The sequence below is a fragment of the Streptomyces sp. NPDC003027 genome (genome assembly GCF_053591435.1).
Map to the genome: position 1 here is coordinate 14,211 of NZ_JBSFTU010000037.1, position 22,158 is coordinate 36,368.

Consider the following 22,158-nt stretch of genomic DNA (forward strand, 5'->3'; position numbering starts at 1 on the left):
CCCTTGTCGTGTTCTCGGTCCCTCGTACGGGTCCTGGTGCCTGAACCGCCCCGCCGTCAGGCGGCGGTCGTCACCTGCCCCACCCTCAGCGGGCGGTGCGGGGCGATGATCTGCCCGTCCGGCAGCAGTTCACCGGTGTCCTCGAAGAGCAGGACCCCGTTGCACAGCAGGCTCCAGCCCTGCTCCGGGTGGTGTGCCATGAGGCGGGCCGCCTCCCGGTCGGCGGAGTCGGCGGTGGGACAGGCTGGCTGGTGCTGGCACATGGGTGGGTTCTTTCGCTGCGTCGTGATGAGTGTCGTCCTGCGGCTCGATGCGGTGCTCATGGCCGCCCCCCGTTGTCGGTTCGGTTGGTCCAGTGTTCCCCCACGGACGTCGATCCGCAGGTATTTCGCGGCAGCTCTTCCTACTGCATGAAGACGTATCACCCTCGCGGGCGGTTCAGCTCAACTGGGAGGTCACTTCGGATGGTTCGGAGTAGCACCAAAGGGCTAGTCCGTACGAGGGGCGCCGTTCGACGCAGGTGTTCGACCTGGTCCGGACGGAACTCCGCCCCGCGACCGGGTCGGCCGCGGGGCGGGGAGGGGGTGGGCCGGATCAGGCCGGCGCCGGCGTGCCGAACAGCGGCGGCGGCGCCAGGCGCAGGGTGAGGACGGGCAGCAGGTCGGCGACCCGGTGCGGGCGGTGTGCGGCGATTCCCGGCGGCGCGGGAGCGAGCGGCACCAGCAGGTCGGTGGGTGCGGGCGCGCCCGAGGCGCCGTCGGCCTCGATGTCGCCGTGCAGCCAGAGCGTCAGCATGTACAGCTCCGGTATGGACAGCAGCCGGGGCTGGTACGGCGTGGCCAGGGCGTCGGCCTGGAGCAGGGCGCGTTCCGTGGCGGTGACGTACGGCCCTTCGAAGAAGTGCGAGAACGACCAGCCGTCGGGGGTGAGCATGGTGTCCGCGGCGGCGACGGCCCTGTCGGTGCCCCGGATGAGGAAGCGCCAGCCGGTGAGCCGGGTGCGCGGAGCCTGTCCCGGGGGGACGACCTGGTCCCGTACGTCGAGGACGTGTACGGGCAGGGGAAGTTCGGGGCTCAGCGGGCCCTGGGCGGTTCGGAGGGCGGGCGTGCGCGCCTCGCGGACGGCGGTGGGGGAACCGAGGGCCGCGAGGACACTGCGCAGGGCCGGCGCAGGGGCCGGTGAGGGTCGGAGCATGGTGGGTCGCCTCTCGCTCAGGAGACACGGTGACGCGTGGGCAGGTACGACGGCGCTGTCAGCTGCCGGGCCGGAAGGGGGCCATGAGGCCATGGCCGGGCGCCAACACTCTGCCTCGTTCGCGGAGTTTATACGAGAGGCGTTCACACAGTGTTTCCGCTAGCGCTCGCCGATATTACAAGCAAGGTCCCATCCGGTCCTTTTTGTGTGGTGATTCGTCAGCTTCCCGGTGGGCTCCGAGGCGCCGGCCTGCGACGTTGTTCGCGCTGTGGACGGCCGAATATCGATCCCATGGTTCCGGCAATTATGTCGATGGAATATGTCCGCGTTCAGTGCCTGGGTGATGTGCCGGACGGGAACTCTCTTCAGCCTATCGGTCCACGGGGTTGTCGCGCAGGCGTTATGGATCAGTAGGCTGGGGCATCATCGTCCGTGACACGCGCGGCCGTCGCCGCGGCCGCCCATGCTGGAGGGACGCTTCGATGGGGGAGAAGGTCGTGACAGACGGGTTCGGCCTGTCTGATCGGCAGCGATATCGCAGGAAGCTCCAGCAGTGCCTGGCGGGGCTCGCGAGGCTTCTGGAGGAGAAGAGGTTCGACCGGCCGCGCAATCTCATGGGTCTGGAGATCGAACTCAATCTCGCGGGTCACGACGGCATGCCCAGGATGGTCAATCAGCCGGTGCTGGAGCGGATCGCGAGCCCGGATTTCCAGACGGAACTGGGAATGTTCAATCTCGAAGTGAACATCGCCCCGCACCGTCTCGACGGACGGGTATTCGACCGCCTCGCCGAGGAGCTCACCACCAGTCTGGGATATGCCGACCGCAAAGCCCGTGAAGTCGACGCGAGCGTGGTCATGATCGGAATTCTGCCCACGCTCGCCCAGGGGGACCTCGTCTCGGAGAACCTCTCCTCGGTCGACCGCTACACCCTCCTCAACGACCAGATCGTCGCCGCCAGGGGCGAGGACTTCACCCTCGACATCCACGGCGTCGAGCGGCTGACGTGCACCGCGACGTCGATCGTGCCGGAGGCGGCCTGCACCTCCGTGCAGCTGCACCTCCAGGTCACCCCGCAGCGTTTCGCCGCCGTGTGGAACGCGGCGCAGGCCGTGGCCGCGGTCCAGATCGCGGTGGGAGCCAACTCGCCGTTCCTCTTCGGGCGCGAGCTGTGGCGTGAGTCCCGGCCGCCGCTCTTCCAGCAGGCCACGGACACGAGGCCGCCGGAGCTCCAGGCGCAGGGGGTGCGCCCCAGGACCTGGTTCGGGGAGCGGTGGGTGGATTCCGCGTACGACCTCTTCGAGGAGAACCTGCGCTACTTCCCGCCGCTGCTGCCGATCTGCGACGAGGAGGACCCGCTGCTCGTCCTCGACCGGGGCGGGGTGCCGCGGCTGCGCGAGCTCGTGCTGCACAACGGCACGGTCTACCGCTGGAACCGCCCGGTGTACGGCTGGGTGGACGGGGTCCCGCATCTGCGGGTGGAGAACCGGGTCCTGCCGGCCGGGCCGACCGTCACCGACGTCGTGGCCAACGCGGCCTTCTACTACGGCCTGGTGCGGGCGCTGGCCGAAGAGGCCCGGCCGGTGTGGAAGCGGCTGCCGTTCGAGGACGCGGCCGTGAACTTCGACACCGCGTGCCGCCACGGGATCGACGCGGAGCTGCGCTGGCCGCGGCCCGGCCGGTCGAGCGGTGTCGCGGCGGTCCCCGCCGTACGGCTGGTCCTGGACGAGCTGCTGCCGCTGGCCGCGGCCGGCCTCGATGCCTGGCGCGTCGAGCCGGCGGACCGCGACTTCTACCTGGGCGTGATCGAGGAGCGCTGCCGCGGGCGGATCAACGGTGCGTCATGGCAGGCCGACACCTTCCACCGGGCGCTCGACTCCGGTCTCGACCGGGAGGCGGCGCTCGCGGCCACGACCGTGCGGTACGCCGAGCTGATGCGAGCGGGGGAGCCGGTCCACACCTGGCCGGTGGGCATCCCGTAGGGGCCGGGCCCCGCGCGGCGGGGCGGCGGCAGGAGGGGGGAATGGCGTCCGGCCAGGAGCGTCACGCATGATCTCCGTACCCGGGAAGCGATGGGGAAGTGGAGACAGGTGTGGTGTCGGAGCAACGAGTGGTGGCCGGTTCCCTTCCCCCTGAGGAGCCCTCGCGAAGGATCCTGCGGTCCGAGACGGTGGTCGTCCTCGCGCTCTCGCTCGGAGCGAGCGGTGTCTCGGCTTTCATCAGCTTCATCGGGTCGCTGACCAAGCCGGGTGGGCTGAAGGACCAGGCGGCGACGCTCAACGGCTCGTACGCTCCGGGGCGCCCCTGGCTCGACCTCGCCTGGCAGCTCTTCGGCATCGCCTCGGCGCTCGTGCCGGTCGTCCTCGTCGCGCATCTGCTGCTGCGCGAGGGCTCCGGGCTGCGGGCGATCGGTTTCGACCGGTCGAGGCCGTGGCCCGATCTCGGGCGAGGCGCGCTGGTGGCGGCCGGGATCGGGAGCGCCGGGCTCGCCTTCTACCTGATCGCGCGAGCGTCGGGGTTCAACCTGACGGTGGTGCCCGAGTCACTGCCCGAGGTGTGGTGGAAGTACCCGGTACTGATCCTCTCGGCGGTGCAGAACTCCGTCCTGGAGGAGGTCATCGTCGTCGGCTATCTGCTGCGCCGGCTCGGCCAGTTGGGATGGTCGCCGACGGCCGCCCTGGTGGCGAGCTCGGTGCTGCGCGGCTCGTACCACCTCTACCAGGGCGTCGGCGGCTTCGTCGGGAACATGGTGATGGGCGTCGTCTTCGTCTGGCTCTACCGGCGGTGGGGGCGGGTCGGACCGCTCGTGGTGGCCCACGCGCTGCTCGACATCGTGGCCTTCGTGGGATACGGCCTGCTGGCCGGGAAGGTCGACTGGCTGCCCACCCCGTAGGGGCACGGAACCCAGGGGTGCGGGAAGGGGCGTACGGCGGTCAGGCGCGCAGCTCACCTTCGATGACCGTCACGGCGTGGCCGGTCAGGAGGGTGCGGTCGCCGCGCAGCCGGGTGCGCACGAGGCCGGTACGGGCGCCGCCCTGGAATCCGGTCAGCTCGTCACGGCCGAAGCGGGCGGACCAGTACGGGGCCAGCGCCGTGTGGGCGCTGCCGGTGACGGGGTCCTCGTCGATACCGACGCCCGGGAAGAAGCCGCGGGAGACGAAGTCGTAGCCGCGCTCGGGCCGCTGGGCGGCGGCGGTCACGATGACACCCCGGTCGGAGAGGTGGGCGAGGGCCGCGAAGTCGGGTTTCACGGAGCGCACGGTCTCCTCGTCGCGCAGTTCGACGACGAGGTCACCGATGTGGGCGGCGGTGTCGTGGACGGAGACCACCGCGACGCCCAGTGCCTTCTCCAGGCCGTCCGGGACCGGTACCGGGGTCACCGGCGAGGTCGGGAAGTCCATCGTGATCGTGCCGTCCTCCTCGGCCGTGGCGCTGAGGATGCCGCACCGGGCCGCGAACCGGACGGTGCCGGTCGCCGCGCCGGTGGTGTGCAGGACGTGCGCGGTGGCGAGCGTGGCGTGACCGCACATGTCGACCTCGGTGGTCGGGGTGAACCAGCGCAGCGCCCAGTCGGCCTCGCCGCCCGCCGGCAGGGGGTGGGCGAAGGCCGTCTCGGAGAGGTTCACCTCCGCGGCCACCTTCTGGAGCCAGTGGTCGTCCGGGAAGGAGTCGAGCAGCAGGACCCCCGCCGGATTGCCGGAGAAGGGTCGGTCGGTGAAGGCGTCGACGATTCGAATCCGCATGCCCCGGAACGTACCGCCGGTGGAAAGCGGCGGGCCAAGGCCAATCGCGGGTGAGTGGACCGGTTGACCTGTCACGGCGATGCCCGCTCGCCGGCGCCCCACCGGCACGCGCCGGTGGGGCGCCGGCTGTGGTGGGACCGCTTGGCAAACGAAAGGTTCCGATATATCGTTGACGCATCGCGACAGTGCAACGATGTAACCCGATGGAAGGAGCGTTGCGATGCGTACACATGGACACGAGCACGGGCATGGTCATGGGGGCCCCGGACCCGGCCACCGCGGCCGTGGGGAGTTCGGCCGCGGTGACTTCGAGCGCCGGCGCGCCGCCTTCGGACCCTTCGGGCCCGGCTTCGGTGGGGGACCGTTCGGGGGCCCCTTCGGGGGTGGCGGGCGCGGTCGCGGGGGCGGTGGACGGGGAAGGGCCCGGCGCGGAGACGTGCGGGCCTCGATCCTCGCGCTGCTCAAGGACCGCCCCATGCACGGCTACGAGATGATCCGGGAGATCGGTGAGCGCAGTGGCGGGGCGTGGAAGCCCAGCCCCGGCTCCGTCTATCCGACCCTTCAGCTGCTCGAGGACGAGGGGCTGATCGCCAGTGCGAGCGACGGCGGGAAGAAGCTGTTCACGCTCACGGACGCCGGTCGCGCCGAGGCCGAGTCGGGGCCGGAGGCCCCCTGGGAAGAGGCCGGGCGCGGGGTCGACTGGGATGCCCTGAACGAGATCCGGCAGGCCGGGTTCGGTCTGATGGAGGCGTTCGGGCAGGTCTGGAAGACCGGCAGCCCCGAGCAGCGGCAGAAGGCCGTCGAGGTCATCAACGACGCCCGCAAGAAGCTGTACCTGATCCTGGCCGACGAGCACTGAGCGGCCGGGGAGGAAAGGGGCCCCGCGGCGATCCGCCGCGGGGCCCCTTTCGCGTGTGCCGTGAGAGCGTCGGTGCGGCGTCAGGCCGCCAGGGCGGCCAGCTTGTCTCCGCGCTCACTTCGGCCATGTGGCGACCCCTTCACGCGTCCGGTTCGCGGTTGGGCTCCGGTGTCGCGGAACGTAGCCGTACGGCCGTGAACGTTCCATACTGATGAACAGTCAGTTCCGTGCCAGCTCCTCGATGTCGCCGATCCACCAGATCTGCGCCGAGTCGAACCAGTCGGAGGCCCGAGGACCGCCGCTCTCGTCGTGGCAGTGGAACGCGGCCCAGAACAGATCGGCCGGCAGCGCCTCCCGCGGTGCGTACACGCGGTAGACGTACTGCCGCCCGTCGAGCGCGAGAAGGGCGACCATCCAGAACATGTACGGGAGACGTTAGGGAAGGGGGCCGTGGTTGCGTCCGGGCGCAAGGCAAGGCGGCGCGCGCCCCGTACACCGAACCCCCGCGATCTCATCCCCGAGAACGAGGAACCGCTCGGGCGTGCCCGACTCCGGTGGGATGCGCACATGCTTCTCACCGGGGATGCTCCGGCCGTCGGCGGCTGATGAGGTGGGAGGGTGCAAGGACCCGTCCACCGCGTGCCCCCGCAGTCGCCGATCCGGCGCGCGGACATCGCCTCCGGCCTCACCGCCGAACTCGCGGCGGTCGTGGCGGGCGCGCGCCGAAGAGCGCTCCGGGACGGCGACCGGCAGATCGACACCGCCCATCTGCTGCACTCGCTCGTCGAGTCCGATCCCGAGGTGGGCGCCGCCTTCGAGAACCCTTCGCAGCGCGCCCGCCTCCTCGGCTATCTGGTTCAGCGCTCCATCGGTTACGGGCTGCGCTGGCAGGGCTCGGTCGAGGAGACCGGCGGCGGACATCTCGTACGGCGGGCAGCCCTGGGGAACGGCACCGACGGCACCGACGGCACCGACTCGTACGTGGCGGAGCCGGGGGGCGGCGTGATTCACGCGTCGTACCTGACACCGGCCGCCTCGGGGAGGGCGGCGTGGTCGCCCTCGGCCGCCGCGGCCATGGCGAGCGCCTTCGAGTGGGCCGCGTCGCGCGGCGAGCCGTGCGCCCGTGGCCTGGATCTGCTCGCCGCCATCGCCGCTGATCCGGGCAGCCGGGCCGTCGAGGTGCTCCGCAGGGCACGGGTGGATCCGCTCACTCTAGGAGACCGGATCGGGGAGCTGTCTCAACAGGTGTAACGGGGGTTACACACCTGACGCTGCCCTGTCATGATGGCCCGATGCACGCGTCTCAGGGGAGAAGCGCCGGCCCGGGACTCGCCCTGGCCTCGGCCTTCGCATTCGGTGGTTCAGGAGTGGCGGCCAAGCCGCTCATCGAGGCGGGACTCGACCCGCTGCATGTCGTGTGGCTCCGGGTGACCGGTGCCGCGCTCGTCATGCTGCCCGTGGCCTGGCGCCACCGCGACCTCCTGCGACGCAAGCCCGCGCTGCTCGCGGGCTTCGGCCTGCTCGCCGTCGCCGGCGTCCAAGCCTTCTACTTCGCCTCGCTGTCCCGGATTCCGGTCGGGGTCGCGCTGCTCATCGAGTACCTCGCACCCGCCCTCGTCCTCGGCTGGGTCCGCTTCGTCCAGCGCCGCCCGGTGACCCGTGCCGCCGCACTCGGGGTGGTGCTCGCCGTCGGGGGACTCGCCTGCGTGGTGCAGGTCTGGTCCGGGCTGAGCTTCGACCTGCTGGGGCTGCTCCTCGCCCTCGGCGCCGCCTGCTGCCAGGTCGGCTACTTCGTCCTCTCCGACCAGAGCGGCGACGAGTCCGACCCGGCCGATCCACTCGGCGTCATCGCGTACGGACTGCTCTTCGGCGCCCTCGTCCTGACCGTCGTCGCCCGCCCGTGGGGGATGGAGTGGCCGGTTCTCGGCGGCACCGCCGACATGAACGGCACCGACGTGCCGGCCTGGCTGCTCCTCGGCTGGATCGTGCTGATCGCCACCGTGCTCGCCTATGTCACCGGAGTCATCTCGGTGCGCCGGCTCTCACCGCAGGTGGCCGGCGTCGTCGCCTGCCTGGAGGCCGTGATCGCGACCGTCCTCGCCTGGGTGCTGCTCGGCGAACACCTCGCGGCCCCGCAGATCCTGGGCGGCGCGGTGGTCCTCGTCGGCGCGTTCATCGCCCAGTCCTCGACACCGAAGACCGCACCGCCCGGCCCGGTGGCCGGGACGGGCACGGCCGGCCGGGAAACTGAGTTGTCGGCCGACCGGGCCTCCCTCTAGGGTGACGATCATGATGAAGACCGTACTTTCGCCCCCCGCCGCCTAGGCGCGGGCGGCACTCTCCCTGACGAAGACCGGGCTCGGGCAGTCCCCGAGCGGGTCCTCGCTGCCCCCGTGCGCAGTCGAGCGACCACCTCACCCGTCTTCACACGGAGAAGTACGTGTCGAAATCCCCCTCCTCCGCTCTCTCCCGCGCGGACGTATCCGCGTCCGCGCCTGCGTCCGGGGCCCCGGCGGCGGCCACGCCCGCCGTCGGGCGGAGCCTCCTCTGTCTCGCCGTCGCCGGAATCGCCTGGGGCACGGCCGGTGCCGCCGCCTCGCTGATCTTCCGGGGCAGCGACCTGGGACCGCTCGCCCTGTCCTTCTGGCGCTCGGCCGGCGGCCTGGTGCTGCTCCTCGGGGCGCTGGCCCTACGGCCCCGGCGCGCCGGGGGCCGCCCGGCCGAGCCCCGGCGCCGACGGCTGATCCGCATCCTCGGTACGGGGATCTCCATGGGCGTCTTCCAGGGCGCCTACTTCGCCGCCGTCGAGGCGACCGGCCTCGCGGTCGGCACCCTGGTCACGCTGGGCGCGGGGCCGGTCCTCATCGCCGTCGGCGCCCGGCTGACCCTCGGCGAACGGCTCGGGCGCGGCGGCATCGCGGCCGTCGCCGGGGCCCTCGCCGGGCTCGCCGTCCTCGTCCTGGGCGACGACGGCGGTGGCGTCCGGCCGCTGGGCGTGGCCCTCGCAGTCCTTTCGGCGGCCGGGTACTCGGCGGTCACCCTGCTCACCCGGTGGCTGGGACGGGACGGCGGGCCGTCGGACGCCCTGTCGACGACCGCGTGGGCCTTCGCGATCGGAGCGGCCGGTCTGCTGCCGGCCGCGATCATCGAGGGGCTCGTTCCGCACACGGCCGAGCCGCTGCGGGTGCTGGGCCTGCTGGTGTACGTGGCGGCCGTCCCGACGGCGCTGGCGTACGCGCTCTACTTCACCGGAGCGGCCGCCGTCCGCGCCGCGACGGTCTCCGTGATCATGCTCCTGGAGCCGGTGAGCGCGTCGCTGCTGGCGGTCACCGCCCTCGGTGAGCGACTCACCGCCGCCACCGTGACCGGCACCCTTCTGCTCCTCGCGGCCGTCGTGGGCCTGGCGGCCTCGGAGACCCGCACGGCCGCCGCGTCCCGCGAGGAGGTACGGGGCCAGGTGTAGTGACTCGCGGCGGACCGCTACGGGGCGGGGGTGCGGGCGCCCTGGCCGTAGCGGTCCGCCGCCCACCCCGTCACGTCGTGGTGCCGGAGCCGGCGCGGCGGCGGAGTTGGTGGGTGCGGGCGGCGGCGTCGCCCGGGCCGGCGCGGCGCGCGAGACCCTCGGCGATCCGGTTCTGGACCGCCTCCGGCTTGTGGTTCGCGTACTTGAACTTGGCGCGGACGTCCGTCACATCGAGGCGCAGTACCCGCAGGCCCGACAGGAGCCGTCCGAAGGGCGCCTCGCCGACCGTGACGGGAGCCGTGCCGCCCTCCGGCTGGAAGTGGGCGACCTGGCGGTTGAGCAGCTCCGCCTTCTCGGCCGGGTCGTCTACCACCCGCGCGGTGCAGCGCAGCTGGACGGCGGCGTAGAACGAGGTGGGGGTGCCGTGCTCGGCCGGGGCCCCCTCTGGCGCCGCCCACGGGCCGGGAACGTACACATAGTCGTCCACCACGCTCAGCAGGACCGTCGGGTTCTCCTCCAGCGCCGCCCACACCGGGTTGGGACGGGCGAGATGGGCGATCACCTGCCCGTACCGGCCAGGCTCGGAGTCGTACCGGAAGTGCGTCGGCTGCACCCACGGCGGCTCGCCGGGCCGGCCGTTGACCGCGAGCTGGCCGAAGTCGTGGCCGGTCAGCCAGGAGCGCCACTCGTCGTCGTCCTGAACGGAGTCCCAGGGATGGATCAGCATGGCGCGGCCCTCAGCCGAGGGAGAGGTAGTCGGGCAGGGCGATCGCCGGATCGAGGTCCTCGGACGGAATCGGGGTGCCGTAGGCCGGGCGTACGGGGACGACACCGGCCCAGTGGGGGAGCGTGAGGTCCTCGGGCTCGTCGTTGGGGCCGCCGGTGCGGACCTTGGCGGAGACCTGGTCGAGGTCGAGACGGAGGACGGCCGTGGCGGCGAGCTCCTTGTCGTCGGCCGGGCGCGCGTCGTGGGACCGGCCGGGGACGACGTGGTCGACCAGGGCGTCCAGGGCGGTGCGCCGTTCCTCGGGGTCGGTCACCTGGTGGGCGGTGCCGTGGACCACGACGGAGCGGTAGTTGATCGAGTGGTGGAAGGCGGACCGGGCCAGGACCAGGCCGTCGACATGGGTGACGGTCAGACAGACGGGCAGCCCGGGAGCCTCGGCCCCCTTGCCCGCCATGCGCAACGGTCGGGAGCCGGTCGAACCGTGGACGTAGAGGCGTTCACCGATCCGGCCGTACAGGGTCGGCAGCACGACCGGGGCGCCGTCGCGGACGAAGCCGAGGTGGCAGACGTACGCCTCGTCGAGTATCGAGTGCACCAAGGCGCGGTCGTACGAGGCACGGTCGCGCCCCCGTGTGGGGAAGGTCCGCTCGGTCCGCTCGTAGGTGTCCGTCATTGCGCTCTCCATTGCTCTAGTGCATAATCCTGTTTGTGCTAGGAGAGTATCGGATCGAAGGTCGTCGCGCATCGGAGATTGCCGCGAGCGTGGAGCGGGGGGTGGCCACGGGTGCCCTGGAACCAGGGCAAGTGATCCCTGCCATGCGGGAGTTGGCCGGCGCCCTCGGGGTGAACCCCAATACGGTCGCGGCCGCGTACCGCACCCTGCGCGAGCGCGGGGTCATCGAGACGGACGGCCGGCGCGGCAGCCGGGTGCGGGCGAGGCCCGCGACCACGGCTCGCGGGTCGATCCGTGTGGAGGCACCGGCCGGTGTCCGGGACGCCGGCCGGGGCAACCCGGACCCCGCGCTGCTGCCGGCGCTGGGACCCGCGCTCGCGGAGGCGGCCCGGCAGGCGGCCGAGCGGCCCGGGATGTACGGCGAGGCGCCGGTCGACGAGGAGTTCGCCCGGCTCGCGCGGGCCGCGCTGGACGCGGACGGAGTGCCCGACGGGCCGATCGCCGTCACCTCGGGGTCGCTCGACGCCATCGAGCGGGTCCTCGCCGTCCACCTCAGGCCGGGGGACGGGGTCGCCGTCGAGGACCCCGGGTGGGGGAGTCTCCTCGACCTGGTCCCGGCGCTCGGGCTGCGGCCGGTGCCGGTCGCGGTCGACGACGAGGGGCCGCTGCCGGACGACATGGCGCGGGCGCTGCGGCAAGGGGCGCGGGCGGCGATCGTCACCGCCCGGGCGCAGAACCCGACCGGCGCTGCGGTGACCGCGCGCCGCGCCGAGGAGCTGCGGCGCGTCCTCGCCGCCCACCCGGACGTGCTGCTCATCGAGGACGACCACGGCCACGGCATCGTCGACCTTCCGCTGCACCCGCTGGCCGGTGTGACCGACCGCTGGGCGATGGTCCGCTCGGTCGCCAAGGCGTACGGACCGGATCTGCGGATCGCCACGCTGACCGGGGACGCGGAGACCGTCGACCGGGTGCTGGGGCGCCAACAGCTCGGCCCCGGCTGGGTCAGCAGACTGCTCCAGCGAGCCGTCGCGCATCTGTGGGCCACCGGCGCGGTGGACGCGGCGGCCGTCGCGGGCTCCTACGCCCGACGGCGCGACGGGCTCGTGCGCGCCCTCGGGCGACGCGGGGTCGAGGCGCACGGCCGCAGCGGAATGAACGTGTGGGTGCCGGTCGCCGACGAGACGGGGGCCGTGGCGCGACTCCTCGGCGCGGGCTGGGCGGTGGCTCCGGGAGCCCGCTTCCGGATGAACGCCGGGCCGGCCGTCCGGCTGACCGTCTCCGGCCTGGCCATGGACGACATCGAGCCCCTGGCCGACGCGGTCGCCGACGCGGCGGGTCCTGCGCCGGCGCGGAGTTACGGCTGAGGCGGGAGGCCGGCTGGGCTCTCCTCGGGGCGGGCGTGGGGCTCTGCCTGGCAGGACGTCTTGACGTGCGGAGGGTAGAGGCGCAGGTTCCCACGGCCTGATCGACAAGACGCGCCCTACGGGCGGCCTTTCGTGGTGCCCGAAGTGCATGCCACTGGGGTGGCGGGCGGGGCCGGTGAGGTCGACGAGGCCGAGGGGTGGTCGGCGGAAGCCGGCCCGGGCGGCTCCGTATCGACGGGTTCTGCCGGAACCGGACCTGCCGGGGCGGGGCCGTGCGGGCCGGTGGACCCGGCCGCGACTGCCGTACTCGTGGCGGCCGGGCCTGTCCCCGACCGGCGACGGGGGCCGCGGGTCTGGGTGAGGGCGGCGCCGGCGAGGACGATGACGGCGCCGATCGGGGTGTTCCACGTCAGCTGTTCGTCCAGGAGCGCGACGCCCGCTGTCGTGGCGATGACGGGGATGAAGTACGTGACCATCGACGCCGTCGTCGGGCCCACCTCGGCCACGACCCCGTACTGCAGCAGCATCGCGTACCCCGTGCCGAGCGCCCCCAGCGCGATGACGGCGAGCAGTGGAACGATCTCGACGGAGGTCGGAAGCGTGGTGAACAGCGGTGTGACAACGGCCAGTTGCAGCGTCGCAAGGCCCACCTGGGTACTCGCGAGGGAGAGATGGGAGGCACCGGCCCCCGACAGCGTGCGGCGGACGTAGATCCAGCCCACCGCGTAACTGAGCGAGGCGAGCAGCGCCATCGCCGTGCCCGAGACATCGAGGCCCGAAAAACCCTGCCAGGCGCCGAGCACCGTCAGGACCCCGATGAAACCGATGCCCAGACCCGCCGCGCGCACCCGCGTCGGGCGGTCCTCGGAGAGCGCGACCAGGGACAGCGCCATGCCCCACAGGGGCGTCGTCGCGTTGCAGATACCCGCGAGGGTCGAGGGGATCGTCAGCTCGGAGTAGGCGAAGAGCGAGAACGGCAGCGCGTTCAGGAGAAACGCGGCGACCGTGAGATGGACCCACGTACGGGCGCCGCGCGGCAGCCGCTCACGCCTGATCGCCATGACGATGGCGAGCACCGCCGTACCGAACAGCAGCCGCCCGAGGGTCACTTGGAAGGGGGCGAACCCTTCCGTACCGACCTTGATGAGCAGAAAGCTGAAGCCCCAGATCAGGGCGAGGACGCCGAAGCGGACGCGCCAGTCCAGCGTGCGGCGAGGGCGGCGGGCGGCGCGACGAAGGGCCCGGAACGGGGCGACGGAGCTCATGCCGTACAGATTGACGACTCCCATCTCGTAGAACAAGCGAGATTATTTGGATCCCTTCCCTTAGCATTGCTTACATGTTGAGTTTGGAGCGCCTGCGGACCCTGGACGCCGTCGCACGGCACGGCTCGGTCAGTGGTGCGGCGGACGGTCTGCATGTCACCACCTCGGCCGTCTCGCAGCAGCTGTCCAAGCTGGAGCGGGAGGTCGGCCAGCAATTGCTCGCGAAGAACGGACGGGGCGTGCGGCTCACCGACGCCGGACTGCTCCTCGCCGAGCACGCCGCGCGGATCCTCTCCCAGGTGGAGATCGCCCAGTCCGACATCGAGGCCCAGCGCGGCCAGGTCGTCGGCGAGGTGCGGATCGCCGCGTTTCCCACGGCCGCCCGCGGGCTGTTCCCTGGTACGCTCAGCGCGCTGCGCGCCGCCCACCCCGAACTACGGGTGCGCACCAGTGAGATGGAGCCGGAACAGGGCATTCGAGAGGTGCTTCGGGGCGATGCCGACCTCGCGATCGTCCTGGACTGGAGCAACAAGCGGGCACCGGTCCCCGGCGGACTGGAGCGGGTCCACCTCCTGGACGATGCCGCCGACGTCGCCCTGCCCGTCGATCATCCGCTGGCCGGACGCGCCGAGGTGGACCTGGAGGACTTCGGCGACGAGGACTGGGTGTCCTGGCCGGAGGGCGAGTTCTGCCACGACTGGCTGATCTTCACGCTGCGCTCGCAGGGCATCGAGCCGCGCATCACCCACTGCGCCGGTGAGCACCACACCCAGCTCGTGCTGATCGCCGCCGGGCTCGGCGTCTGCCTGACCCCCCGCCTCGGGCGCGGGCGCGCCCCGGACGGCGTGGCCTTCGTGCCCGTACGGCAGAAGGTGCGGCGGCACATCTACGCGACCTGGCGCACGGACGCCGCCCGGCGGCCGTCGATCCGGGCGGCGGTGGAGGCCCTGCGGGAGGCGGGCGCCTCGCTGAGCAGCTGAGTGCCTGAGCGGCAGGAGGAGAGGGGTGGGGGCTTAGGGTCGCGACGGCGAGAGGTGCTGTGCTGCAACGCGGTCGCCGACGCGGGCTTCGACGCCGCCGACCTCGGCCACACCGTGGTCGTGCCCGCTGACGCCATCGCGGGGGTGCCGGCCGACTGCACCCCCGCGATGATCCGCCACACGCTCGCGCTCGTCTCCATCATCGCCACCACCGATGAGGTGCTGAGCTGCTGGAAGAGGCCGAGGCGCGTCACGCCAGGGTGATCGCGTCCCCCTCGACCTTGATCGGCGTGGGAGGCAGGGGAGAGGTCGCGGGTCCGCCCTTCACGCTGCCGTCCGACACGTCGAAGAGGCTCTGGTGGCAGGGGCAGGTGATGACCCCGCCGCCGACGCCGCTGACGGCGCAGCCCTGGTGGGTGCACTTCGACGAGAACGCCTTGAACTCGCCGGCGGTCGGCTGGGTGATGACCACCCCCTGATCGGTGAGCACCTTGCCGCCGCCCACCGGGATGTCCCCGGTCCGCGCGAGCGGCGCCCCCGCGTCCTGGGGGGCGTCGGCCGTCGCCCCGTCCGGCTTGCCGTCCGTGTCCGCGCCCGCCCTGCCGTCCGAGCCGGCGCCGCACGCGGCGAGTGCCACCACCAGCCCCGCGCCGCCCGCGGCCGAGACCACCGTTCGCCGTGCCACTGTGCTCATGCGCTCCCCTTCGGGTTCCCGTCCGGTCGACACGTCGACCTGTCAGGGGGGAGTACGGGCGAGGGGCCCGGAATGTTCAACGACGGGTTCCACATGTTCGACGACCACGCGCTGAACTGCTGACGTTGCATGGTCATGCGGTTTCATGCATACTTTTGCCATGTCCAAGGTCCTCACCTCCCTTCCGGCCGGCGAGCGCGTCGGCATCGCCTTCTCCGGCGGGCTCGACACCTCCGTCGCCGTCGCCTGGATGCGTGACAAGGGCGCCGTCCCCTGCACGTACACCGCCGACATCGGTCAGTACGACGAGCCCGACATCGCGTCCGTGCCCGGCCGTGCCTCCGCGTACGGCGCCGAGATCACCCGGCTCGTCGACTGCCGTGCCGCACTGGTCGAGGAGGGCCTCGCGGCGCTCGCGTGCGGCGCGTTCCACATCAAGTCCGGCGGCCGCCCGTACTTCAACACCACGCCGCTGGGGCGCGCCGTGACCGGCACGCTGCTGGTGCGGGCCATGCTCGAGGACGGGGTGCAGATCTGGGGCGACGGCTCCACGTTCAAGGGCAACGACATCGAGCGGTTCTACCGGTACGGGCTGCTCGCCAACCCGCACCTGCGGATCTACAAGCCCTGGCTGGACGCCGACTTCGTGAGCGAGCTCGGCGGCCGCAAGGAGATGTCGGAGTGGCTGCTCGCGCACGAGCTGCCGTACCGGGACTCGACGGAGAAGGCGTACTCCACGGACGCCAACATCTGGGGCGCCACGCACGAGGCCAAGACCCTGGAGCACCTCGACACCGGCATCGAGACGGTCGAGCCGATCATGGGCGTGCGGTTCTGGGACCCGTCGGTGGAGATCGCCACGGAGGACGTGACGGTCGGCTTCGAACAGGGCCGCCCGGTCACCATCAACGGCAAGGAGTTCGGCTCCCCGGTCGACCTCGTCATGGAGGCCAACGCCATCGGCGGCCGGCACGGCCTGGGCATGTCGGACCAGATCGAGAACCGGGTGATCGAGGCCAAGAGCCGCGGCATCTACGAGGCGCCGGGCATGGCGCTGCTGCACATCGTCTACGAGCGCCTGGTCAACGCGATCCACAACGAGGACACCGTGGCCGCCTACCACAACGAGGGCCGGCGGCTCGGCCGGCTGCTCTACGAGGGCCGCTGGCTGGACCCGCAGGCGCTGATGGTGCGCGAGTCGCTGCAGCGCTGGGTCGGCGCGGCGATCACCGGCGAGGTGACCCTGCGGCTGCGGCGCGGCGAGGACTACTCGATCCTCGACACCCGCGGACCGGCGCTCAGCTACCACCCGGACAAGCTCTCCATGGAGCGGACCGAGGATTCGGCGTTCGGCCCGGTGGACCGCATCGGCCAGCTCACCATGCGGAACCTCGACATCGCGGACTCGCGGGCCCGGCTCGAGCAGTACGTGGGACTCGGCCTGGTCGGCACCGCGCACCCGACGCCGATCGGCGCCGCGCAGGCGGCCGCGACGGGGCTGATCGGAGCCATGGACCGGGGCGGCGCCCAGGCGATCGCCTCGCGCGGCGAGGCCACGGACGAGGAGACCATGCTGGACCGCGCCGCGATGGAGTCCGGCACGGACTGACGGCGGCCGGTGGTCGGTCGTACACCTGGGCGGTGGGCCCGGCATATCCGGGCGGTGGGCCCCGGCGGATTCGTTCCGCCGGGGCCCCCGGCCGTGTGCGGGGTCGGCCGACAGCTGGACGGAGCGCATCCGGTCGCAGTTGATGACAATCGACCTGTCGCAGATGCGAAAATCATGGCCGTTTGTGCTCGTTCTGTCACTGGTCCACGGCAACTCGGTCAGGAACATGCACGAATCGTCGTCGACCGCGTTGGGCTGGCCATGAACCAGCAACGCCGCGAACACGATGAGTACGTCTCCGGTGTGCGGGCCGAGTCCGCCGGAACCCGGGGTATGACCGGAGATTTCACGAAGGGACATCCGCTCGACGAGTGTCCCTGGTGCCGGGAGCTGGCGAAGTCGGAGACCGCGAACGCGCGGCGCCGCACGCCCGAGAAGCGGAAACGCACCGAGTAGGCGCAGTCGGCGGACCGTTCGCACCCTGCGACCGTGTCCGCGTCCAGCACACGGCCAGGGGCCCGCCGGTCGTCCCGTGGCCCAAAAGATCGGGCCGCCCTTGGGGGTGACGGCGCAGCCCCGCCCCGCCCGCCCCGAAAAAATCTTCGCCGGAGGCGGCAACCTGCCGGCCACTCGCACGTCGTGCGGGATGAAGGGGCGTGATCCCGCGCCCCGTACCCGAGTCGGGAGAACCACCGTGCCCCATCTGAAGCGCGCAGTCGTCATCGCCGCCACCACCGGCGCGATCGCCGCCGCCGCCGTCCCCGCGTGGGCGGCGGCCGGTCCGAGCGCCGCGCCGTCCGCCGCGCCGACCTCCGTCACCGGCAGTGCGCCGCGCGCCACACCGGTACCTTCCGCACCCGTCACCCGCGCTCCGGCGAACGCCGGACCGTCCACCGTACCGGCACCGCGCACCAGCGGCGCGCCGACCGCCGCGCCGGAGCCCGCCGGCACCGGTGACCCGTCCGCCACGCCGGCACCTGCCGCCCCCGGAGCCCCGCGGCCCTCCGCCACCCCCGAGCTCGCGCATACGGGCGGCTCCGATTCCACCAACGCCGCCCTGGGCGCCCTCGCCGTCGGGCTCGTCGGGCTCGGGGCCGGCACCCTGTTCGTCGTACGGCGGCGCGCTCTTCGCTGACGTGCTCGACCCGAGAAGCCCTGTGCCGCACCACGCCCTGCCGTTCCGCCCCGCCGCACCCGGATTCCTTTGGGTGCGGCCCGGCGGTGCGCGGGGCGTGCGTGCGGCGCTGCGCGACCTGCTGCTGCGCCGCGACCGGTCGGCCCCACCCGTCGACCGCCCACCCGCGAGCCACCGCCCGCCCACGCCCTCGTACGGCACCGCCGGCCACCGGCCTCCCACCGTCACCGACCTCTACCACGCGCACCGCCTCGGCATGGTCCGCCTCGCGGTGCTCCTCGTCGACGACCTTGCCACCGCCGAGGACGTCGTCCAGGACGCCTTCACCGCTCTCTACCGGCGCCATGGCGAGCACATCACGGAGGTGGACAACGCGCTGGGCTACCTGCGTACGGCGGTCGTCAACACCTCCCGTTCGGTGCTGCGACGCCGCCGGACCGTCCGCGCCTGGACGCCGCCGGCCCCCGCCGACATCCCCTCCGCCGAGGAGCACGTCGTACTGGACGAGGCGCACCGCGAGGTGCTCGCCGCGCTGGGCACGCTCACCCCGCGCCGGCGCCAGGTCCTGGTCCTGCGGTACTGGGCAGACCTCAGCGAGGCGGAGATCGCCGAGACGCTGGGGATCAGCCGAGGGGCCGTCAAATCGAACGCCAGCCGCGCTCTGGACGCGCTGGAGAAGATCCTGGAGGGACGCGTATGACGGACGGAGGGGGACGCGAACGTCTCGTGGAACACCGGCTCCGGCAGGCGCTCGAAGCCCGAGCGGAGTCGGTGACCGTACGGAAGCTGCGCCCGGCAGCCCCGCCCCGCCGGGCGCGCCCGCGTCCGTGGTGGAGGCGTGGTCCGGTGTCGCGGGCCGGCCGCACCGGTCTGGCCGGCCTCGCGACCGCGGCCGTGGCCGGCCTCGCCTATCTGACGCTGGCTCCGGCACCGGCCGACCCGCACCCCGTTCCGCCGGCCGTCCCGCCCGCGACCACCTCCCCCACTCCGGGCACACCCCCGGACGGGACCCCTACCGCGCCCCCCACCGTGACCCCGAGCCCCGCCCCGAGCACGACGCCGCAGGGGCGGAGCCCGGGAGGCCGCCCCTGACCGCCGCCGACGGCTCAGTGGCGGCGGTGCGTGAACGGACAGCCTGCCGAGACGCCGCTTGCGCGGACGTCGGCTCCGACAGCTACCGGGAGTCGCCGGGCCCCTGATGGCGAAGCACAGGCCGCGCGCGTAGCTGTAGCGGCCGGGCATGCCGCGCCGGCCGGGGATCGATCGCGCCGGCCCGGGAGCGGGCCGGGCGCACCGTCTGCTCGGTCGCCGCGCCGGCCGGTCTCGAACCCGTGGTGACCCGTGTCGTGGCGCGAGTACACCGGTTCACAGCATGTCGAAATCCTCGAAGTCGAAGCCCGGAGCGACGACACACGACACCAGGACCGGCTCGTCACCTTTCGGCTCCGCGGTCTGCCAGACACCGGCCGGCACCAGTAGCTGCGGCTGCTCCCCGTACTCGACACCCGGCCCCAGAACCGAAGCGGCCGCCGCCTCGGGCGCGTCCCCGCTCCCGCCGAACCGAATCAGCAACGGCCCGCCCCGGTGCCACAGCCACAGCTCGTCGGAACGCACCCGGTGCCAGCGTGAGACCTCACCAGGGTGAAGAAGGTAGTAGATGCCGGTTGCGAACGGACGCCTCCCCGCGTACCCGTCCGGTACCGCTTCCGGCCCGGTCCGCCAGGTACGGCGAAACCAGCCGCCCTCGACGTGCGGCTCAAGTCCAAGGCGTGCGACCAATGCGGAGATCCCCGACGCGTCACCGCCCACCGGTGCACCGAACCCGTCAGCCATGCGTCGTGTGGGGCGGCAGGTCGATCTGTGATCTGAGATACGCCAGGCCCGAGGTCCCACCTGAACCAGCCTGGTCACCGATCATCCGCTCGACGAGCAGCAGGTGCTTCGTCCGCCACCGGGTCACCGCGGCGCGGAGCGCCCGCCACTCGGCGGCCATGCTTCTCGTCCCGTTCGCCGGGGGCGTCGCACCGGGGTCCCTCGTCGAGGAGCAGAGACGGTCCGGTGCGGTGATCTGCTGGAACAGTTCGGTGAACTGATGTGACTGAGCTCCGCTCGCATTGTCGAGGAGCGGCCGGAACGAGGCGAAGCTTTCAGGGGTCAGGTGGTCCAGAAGGGCGAGGTGATCTTCGAGTACGCAGATCACCGCCGTGACACGGCGCAGCGCGGTCACAGCCCTGGGTTCCCGGCCGGCACGTGCTAGTTGTGACGCCTTTCTCAGGTCCACCAACGCTTGGCTCGCCAGCAACTCGGCGGACTGGTGCACGGCGATGAAGAGGTGCTCGTCCGCCCACTGCTCCGACTGGTCGTCAGGGGTGCGGGGCTGCTGGAGGTGCAGGAGGTCAGGGAGTTGCAGGTAGCAGGCGTAGGGCGTCTCCATGGGGTCTCCGCCTCGGTTCGTGATGTCGTCCGGTTGAGCAGGTCGCACGCACCCGCTGTCTTGCTGGCTGTGGCGGTGACGCCGACGTCCCGATGATGACCGCTGACGACGGTCACGCGTCACGTCTTGGCTCAAGAAGCCTGGGCACCACCCGATCGGCCCCCCACTTGAGCGACCAGCTCGCCCTCGCACGGGAAGCGCTCGGCCGGCCGTAGCCGGGGACGTGCGGTGCTCCTTGGGGCGGAACGACTTCCCTTTGCCGTACGGCACGCGGCTGAGCGCGAATGACACGGGTCCGGGCGACCGCATGTCACCCGAATGGAGTATCCGTGGGCCGCTTGCGGACGGCCTTGAGCGCTTGGTTGCAGCGTTCCGGGGTCTAAACCACTGCCCCGACATGCGGACGGAATGCGCTGGTAAGACCGTTGGAGCGTTACGTCTGGAGCCGTTCGCCTGAATGGCTGGGCATGGAGGAGAAGTCATGGAGCCTTCAACGACCGCACGACCCACTCCTTCCAGCGGCGATGTGGCCGCGTCGCGTAGCCAGGCGTTGAACAGCTTGCTCGGCTTTCTCTCTCCTCAGGACCACGAGGCCGCGCGGTCCACGGCGAAGCGTCTTGATGCTTGCCTTCGGGAGCAAGGCGCTCGGAATGGCGGCACTGTGCTGGTCGCCTACGGCGGTGGGAAGGACAGCAGTTACACGCTGGCCTTCGTGCGGACTGTGCAACTGCTGTTCACGGAGAAGTACGGACGGCCCTTCTTGCTGAGGTCTGCCACGAATCGGCATGCGGGCATGCCGAGGGCGGTGATGGAGAACATCGATCGGGCTTACCGTGCGCTGGGTATGCACCAGGACCCGGCCTGTGAACTCCTGATCATCGACGGCAACACAGTGCGGCCTTTCCAGGTCGACGTGCCGCAGTCGAAGGCAGTGGCGGCGCGCAACCGGGCAGACATCCTGATGACCGGACACCGCACCGCCGCCGAGGCTCGGCCGACCTTCTGTAACGCCTGCAACCTGAGCATGGCCAATGCCTTCGGCCTCGCCGCTGCCTACGGCGAAGGAGCCGACCTGATCGTCACCGGCGACTCGGCCGATGAGCAGCGTGCCTACACGGCGTGGATCCATCGCCTGGCGCGGCAGGTGCCCCGCAGCGACGACGGGCGGGACAGGCGCGGCTTCCCGGCGGTGCTGGGCGCGCTCGACGACGTGGCCAGAGCCTATTTCCGTGACATTCACGGCGATGGCGCGAGGGCGAGTGAGCCGGAACACGGTGTCGCCTTCGACGTGCCCGCAGAACTGCGATTCTTCTCCATCTACGGGGACACGTCCTACGACGCCGGCAGCCACTGGAAGCTCCTCACCGAACACCTGGGATTCGTCTTCGACGATCTGGCGTTCAGCTTCACCGAGTCCGACTGCGCCAATCCCGCGCTGATGGCACATCTCAGAGGCCTCAAGGCAGAGCACATGTTCGGGCGGGAATACCGAGAGGGGCTGCGGGAGTACGCCGACTTCGCCCTGCGACTGATGCGGCGAAAGGAATTCCCGCAGCATCTGATCGATGTCATGGCCGAGCGGTACGCCAGTCCCGACGCCCACGAACTGCTGCGCGACAAGGTCAACTCTTTTGCCCGGGACGCATACGGAATCGGGGAACGGCAGCTCGTCTGCATGGTCCACTCACCCTTCACAGCCCGAGGGTCCGGACTGGGCCGCTATCTGGAAGGACAGGCCCCGTATCTCGTGAGGCAGCAGTCGGCCATCCACGAGCTGCTGCGAGGCCCGGAGCCGGGCGGAAACGCAGGCACGCCGAACGGGCGCCAGGGGCTACAGCAAGAGCTGGAGAGCCTGAGCGGTCTCACCCTGGCTCAGCTGCGATGGCTGTACGCCGGCGACATGTTGCCGTCACTGGTGCTGAGTATCCTCAAGGGCGATCCCCACAAGGCGCCGATCCGCACCCGGCACTCGTCGGACGGTCCTGAGATCACCGAAACCATCTCGGGGCGGTGAC

General features: G+C 71.7%; 22 protein-coding genes and 1 pseudogene. 13 read left to right on the forward strand and 10 right to left on the reverse strand.

The window, feature by feature from the left end:
• Positions 1-56: 56 nt before the first annotated feature.
• Both ACWDX6_RS23530 and ACWDX6_RS23535 read right to left on the reverse strand, forming a co-directional pair.
• Positions 57-263, reverse strand: coding sequence for a DUF5999 family protein (locus tag ACWDX6_RS23530; protein ID WP_356886323.1), 207 nt, complete (start codon positions 261-263; stop codon positions 57-59).
• Between the two features lie 331 nt (positions 264-594).
• Positions 595-1,194, reverse strand: a complete 600-nt coding sequence (locus tag ACWDX6_RS23535) for a hypothetical protein (protein ID WP_451486856.1) — start codon at positions 1,192-1,194, stop codon at positions 595-597.
• 482 nt (positions 1,195-1,676) lie between these two features.
• Between ACWDX6_RS23535 and ACWDX6_RS23540 the strand changes: the two genes are divergently transcribed.
• Both ACWDX6_RS23540 and ACWDX6_RS23545 read left to right on the forward strand, forming a co-directional pair.
• Positions 1,677-3,176 carry a glutamate-cysteine ligase family protein gene (locus ACWDX6_RS23540; RefSeq protein WP_451486857.1) on the forward strand — a complete coding sequence of 500 codons (1,500 nt, stop codon included), beginning with the start codon at positions 1,677-1,679 and terminating at the stop codon, positions 3,174-3,176.
• A 131-nt stretch (positions 3,177-3,307) separates the two neighbouring features.
• On the forward strand, positions 3,308-4,087 hold the full coding sequence (locus tag ACWDX6_RS23545) for a CPBP family intramembrane glutamic endopeptidase (RefSeq protein ID WP_451486904.1): 780 nt from the start codon (positions 3,308-3,310) through the stop codon (positions 4,085-4,087).
• A 40-nt stretch (positions 4,088-4,127) separates the two neighbouring features.
• Here ACWDX6_RS23545 and ACWDX6_RS23550 read toward each other — a convergent pair whose 3' ends face one another.
• The gene (locus tag ACWDX6_RS23550) at positions 4,128-4,937 is read right to left on the reverse strand and encodes a PhzF family phenazine biosynthesis protein (protein ID WP_451486858.1); all 810 of its coding nucleotides are present in this window, start codon (positions 4,935-4,937) and stop codon (positions 4,128-4,130) included.
• Between the two features lie 220 nt (positions 4,938-5,157).
• Between ACWDX6_RS23550 and ACWDX6_RS23555 the strand changes: the two genes are divergently transcribed.
• Positions 5,158-5,796 (forward strand): PadR family transcriptional regulator, encoded by a 639-nt coding sequence (locus ACWDX6_RS23555; protein ID WP_451486859.1) that lies wholly within the window; start codon positions 5,158-5,160, stop codon positions 5,794-5,796.
• A gap of 219 nt (positions 5,797-6,015) precedes the next feature.
• On the opposite strand, the gene ACWDX6_RS23560 is transcribed toward ACWDX6_RS23555, so the two are convergent.
• Complete coding sequence (locus tag ACWDX6_RS23560) at positions 6,016-6,219, reverse strand: hypothetical protein (protein ID WP_451486860.1); 204 nt, start codon at positions 6,217-6,219, stop codon at positions 6,016-6,018.
• A gap of 195 nt (positions 6,220-6,414) precedes the next feature.
• Here ACWDX6_RS23560 and ACWDX6_RS23565 point away from each other — a divergent pair, with 195 nt between their 5' ends.
• The 3 genes from ACWDX6_RS23565 (at position 6,415) to ACWDX6_RS23575 (ending at position 9,259) form a co-directional block, all read left to right on the forward strand.
• Positions 6,415-7,047 (forward strand): Clp protease N-terminal domain-containing protein, encoded by a 633-nt coding sequence (locus tag ACWDX6_RS23565; protein ID WP_451486861.1) that lies wholly within the window; start codon positions 6,415-6,417, stop codon positions 7,045-7,047.
• Between the two features lie 41 nt (positions 7,048-7,088).
• Positions 7,089-8,075 carry an EamA family transporter gene (locus ACWDX6_RS23570; protein WP_451486862.1) on the forward strand — a complete coding sequence of 329 codons (987 nt, stop codon included), beginning with the start codon at positions 7,089-7,091 and terminating at the stop codon, positions 8,073-8,075.
• 161 nt (positions 8,076-8,236) lie between these two features.
• Positions 8,237-9,259 carry a DMT family transporter gene (locus ACWDX6_RS23575; protein WP_451486863.1) on the forward strand — a complete coding sequence of 341 codons (1,023 nt, stop codon included), beginning with the start codon at positions 8,237-8,239 and terminating at the stop codon, positions 9,257-9,259.
• 70 nt (positions 9,260-9,329) lie between these two features.
• Here the strand turns inward: ACWDX6_RS23575 and ACWDX6_RS23580 are convergent, their stop codons facing one another.
• Both ACWDX6_RS23580 and ACWDX6_RS23585 read right to left on the reverse strand, forming a co-directional pair.
• A complete protein-coding gene (locus ACWDX6_RS23580; protein ID WP_451486864.1) occupies positions 9,330-9,986 on the reverse strand; it encodes an FMN-binding negative transcriptional regulator in 657 nt (218 codons plus the stop codon).
• 10 nt (positions 9,987-9,996) lie between these two features.
• On the reverse strand, positions 9,997-10,659 hold the full coding sequence (locus tag ACWDX6_RS23585) for a pyridoxamine 5'-phosphate oxidase family protein (RefSeq protein WP_451486865.1): 663 nt from the start codon (positions 10,657-10,659) through the stop codon (positions 9,997-9,999).
• 35 nt (positions 10,660-10,694) lie between these two features.
• Between ACWDX6_RS23585 and ACWDX6_RS23590 the strand changes: the two genes are divergently transcribed.
• Positions 10,695-12,026 (forward strand): aminotransferase class I/II-fold pyridoxal phosphate-dependent enzyme, encoded by a 1,332-nt coding sequence (locus ACWDX6_RS23590; RefSeq protein ID WP_451486866.1) that lies wholly within the window; start codon positions 10,695-10,697, stop codon positions 12,024-12,026.
• 116 nt (positions 12,027-12,142) lie between these two features.
• Here the strand turns inward: ACWDX6_RS23590 and ACWDX6_RS23595 are convergent, their stop codons facing one another.
• The gene (locus ACWDX6_RS23595; protein WP_451486867.1) at positions 12,143-13,291 is read right to left on the reverse strand and encodes an EamA family transporter; all 1,149 of its coding nucleotides are present in this window, start codon (positions 13,289-13,291) and stop codon (positions 12,143-12,145) included.
• Between the two features lie 74 nt (positions 13,292-13,365).
• On the opposite strand from ACWDX6_RS23595, the gene ACWDX6_RS23600 reads away from it, so the two are divergent.
• Both ACWDX6_RS23600 and ACWDX6_RS23605 read left to right on the forward strand, forming a co-directional pair.
• Positions 13,366-14,271 carry a LysR substrate-binding domain-containing protein gene (locus ACWDX6_RS23600; protein ID WP_451486868.1) on the forward strand — a complete coding sequence of 302 codons (906 nt, stop codon included), beginning with the start codon at positions 13,366-13,368 and terminating at the stop codon, positions 14,269-14,271.
• Positions 14,272-14,340: 69 nt separating this feature from the next.
• Positions 14,341-14,535 (forward strand): annotated as a pseudogene (locus ACWDX6_RS23605) (cysteine hydrolase); the annotation flags it as partial.
• Here ACWDX6_RS23605 and ACWDX6_RS23610 read toward each other — a convergent pair.
• On the reverse strand, positions 14,522-14,965 hold the full coding sequence (locus tag ACWDX6_RS23610) for a Rieske (2Fe-2S) protein (protein WP_451486869.1): 444 nt from the start codon (positions 14,963-14,965) through the stop codon (positions 14,522-14,524). The pseudogene ACWDX6_RS23605 and the gene ACWDX6_RS23610 overlap by 14 nt on opposite strands.
• 160 nt (positions 14,966-15,125) lie before the next feature.
• On the opposite strand from ACWDX6_RS23610, the gene argG reads away from it, so the two are divergent.
• The 3 genes from argG (at position 15,126) to ACWDX6_RS23625 (ending at position 18,409) form a co-directional block, all read left to right on the forward strand.
• Positions 15,126-16,574, forward strand: a complete 1,449-nt coding sequence (gene argG, locus ACWDX6_RS23615) for an argininosuccinate synthase (RefSeq protein ID WP_451486870.1) — start codon at positions 15,126-15,128, stop codon at positions 16,572-16,574.
• A 694-nt stretch (positions 16,575-17,268) separates the two neighbouring features.
• Positions 17,269-17,709: a hypothetical protein gene (locus tag ACWDX6_RS23620; RefSeq protein WP_451486871.1), complete on the forward strand. Its 441-nt coding sequence runs from the start codon at positions 17,269-17,271 to the stop codon at positions 17,707-17,709.
• A gap of 97 nt (positions 17,710-17,806) precedes the next feature.
• Positions 17,807-18,409, forward strand: coding sequence for an RNA polymerase sigma factor (locus tag ACWDX6_RS23625; RefSeq protein WP_451486872.1), 603 nt, complete (start codon positions 17,807-17,809; stop codon positions 18,407-18,409).
• A 665-nt stretch (positions 18,410-19,074) separates the two neighbouring features.
• Here ACWDX6_RS23625 and ACWDX6_RS23630 read toward each other — a convergent pair.
• Together ACWDX6_RS23630 and ACWDX6_RS23635 are read right to left on the reverse strand one after the other, a co-directional pair.
• Positions 19,075-19,542 (reverse strand): cupin domain-containing protein, encoded by a 468-nt coding sequence (locus tag ACWDX6_RS23630; RefSeq protein WP_451486873.1) that lies wholly within the window; start codon positions 19,540-19,542, stop codon positions 19,075-19,077.
• Entirely contained in the window at positions 19,535-20,143 is a 609-nt protein-coding gene (locus ACWDX6_RS23635; RefSeq protein ID WP_451486874.1) for a tryptophan 2,3-dioxygenase family protein, read from the reverse strand. The genes ACWDX6_RS23630 and ACWDX6_RS23635 overlap by 8 nt, the downstream gene beginning before the upstream one ends.
• A gap of 481 nt (positions 20,144-20,624) precedes the next feature.
• Between ACWDX6_RS23635 and ACWDX6_RS23640 the strand changes: the two genes are divergently transcribed.
• Entirely contained in the window at positions 20,625-22,157 is a 1,533-nt protein-coding gene (locus ACWDX6_RS23640) for a PqqD family protein (RefSeq protein ID WP_451486875.1), read from the forward strand.
• Position 22,158: the final 1 nt, after the last annotated feature.

What these genes read in the sequence shown, in the direction of transcription:
- ACWDX6_RS23570 (WP_451486862.1), top strand. Translation starts at nt 7,089, where the DNA reads ATGCACGCGTCTCAGGGGAGAAGCGCCGGCCCGGGACTCGCCCTGGCC.
- ACWDX6_RS23530 (WP_356886323.1), bottom strand. Translation starts at nt 263, where the DNA reads ATGTGCCAGCACCAGCCAGCCTGTCCCACCGCCGACTCCGCCGACCGG.
- ACWDX6_RS23540 (WP_451486857.1), top strand. Translation starts at nt 1,677, where the DNA reads ATGGGGGAGAAGGTCGTGACAGACGGGTTCGGCCTGTCTGATCGGCAG.
- ACWDX6_RS23580 (WP_451486864.1), bottom strand. Translation starts at nt 9,986, where the DNA reads ATGCTGATCCATCCCTGGGACTCCGTTCAGGACGACGACGAGTGGCGC.
- ACWDX6_RS23535 (WP_451486856.1), bottom strand. Translation starts at nt 1,194, where the DNA reads ATGCTCCGACCCTCACCGGCCCCTGCGCCGGCCCTGCGCAGTGTCCTC.
- ACWDX6_RS23555 (WP_451486859.1), top strand. Translation starts at nt 5,158, where the DNA reads ATGCGTACACATGGACACGAGCACGGGCATGGTCATGGGGGCCCCGGA.
- ACWDX6_RS23635 (WP_451486874.1), bottom strand. Translation starts at nt 20,143, where the DNA reads ATGGAGACGCCCTACGCCTGCTACCTGCAACTCCCTGACCTCCTGCAC.
- ACWDX6_RS23550 (WP_451486858.1), bottom strand. Translation starts at nt 4,937, where the DNA reads ATGCGGATTCGAATCGTCGACGCCTTCACCGACCGACCCTTCTCCGGC.
- ACWDX6_RS23610 (WP_451486869.1), bottom strand. Translation starts at nt 14,965, where the DNA reads ATGAGCACAGTGGCACGGCGAACGGTGGTCTCGGCCGCGGGCGGCGCG.
- ACWDX6_RS23560 (WP_451486860.1), bottom strand. Translation starts at nt 6,219, where the DNA reads ATGTTCTGGATGGTCGCCCTTCTCGCGCTCGACGGGCGGCAGTACGTC.
- argG (WP_451486870.1), top strand. Translation starts at nt 15,126, where the DNA reads ATGTCCAAGGTCCTCACCTCCCTTCCGGCCGGCGAGCGCGTCGGCATC.
- ACWDX6_RS23595 (WP_451486867.1), bottom strand. Translation starts at nt 13,291, where the DNA reads ATGAGCTCCGTCGCCCCGTTCCGGGCCCTTCGTCGCGCCGCCCGCCGC.
- ACWDX6_RS23630 (WP_451486873.1), bottom strand. Translation starts at nt 19,542, where the DNA reads ATGGCTGACGGGTTCGGTGCACCGGTGGGCGGTGACGCGTCGGGGATC.
- ACWDX6_RS23600 (WP_451486868.1), top strand. Translation starts at nt 13,366, where the DNA reads ATGTTGAGTTTGGAGCGCCTGCGGACCCTGGACGCCGTCGCACGGCAC.
- ACWDX6_RS23585 (WP_451486865.1), bottom strand. Translation starts at nt 10,659, where the DNA reads ATGACGGACACCTACGAGCGGACCGAGCGGACCTTCCCCACACGGGGG.
- ACWDX6_RS23640 (WP_451486875.1), top strand. Translation starts at nt 20,625, where the DNA reads ATGGAGCCTTCAACGACCGCACGACCCACTCCTTCCAGCGGCGATGTG.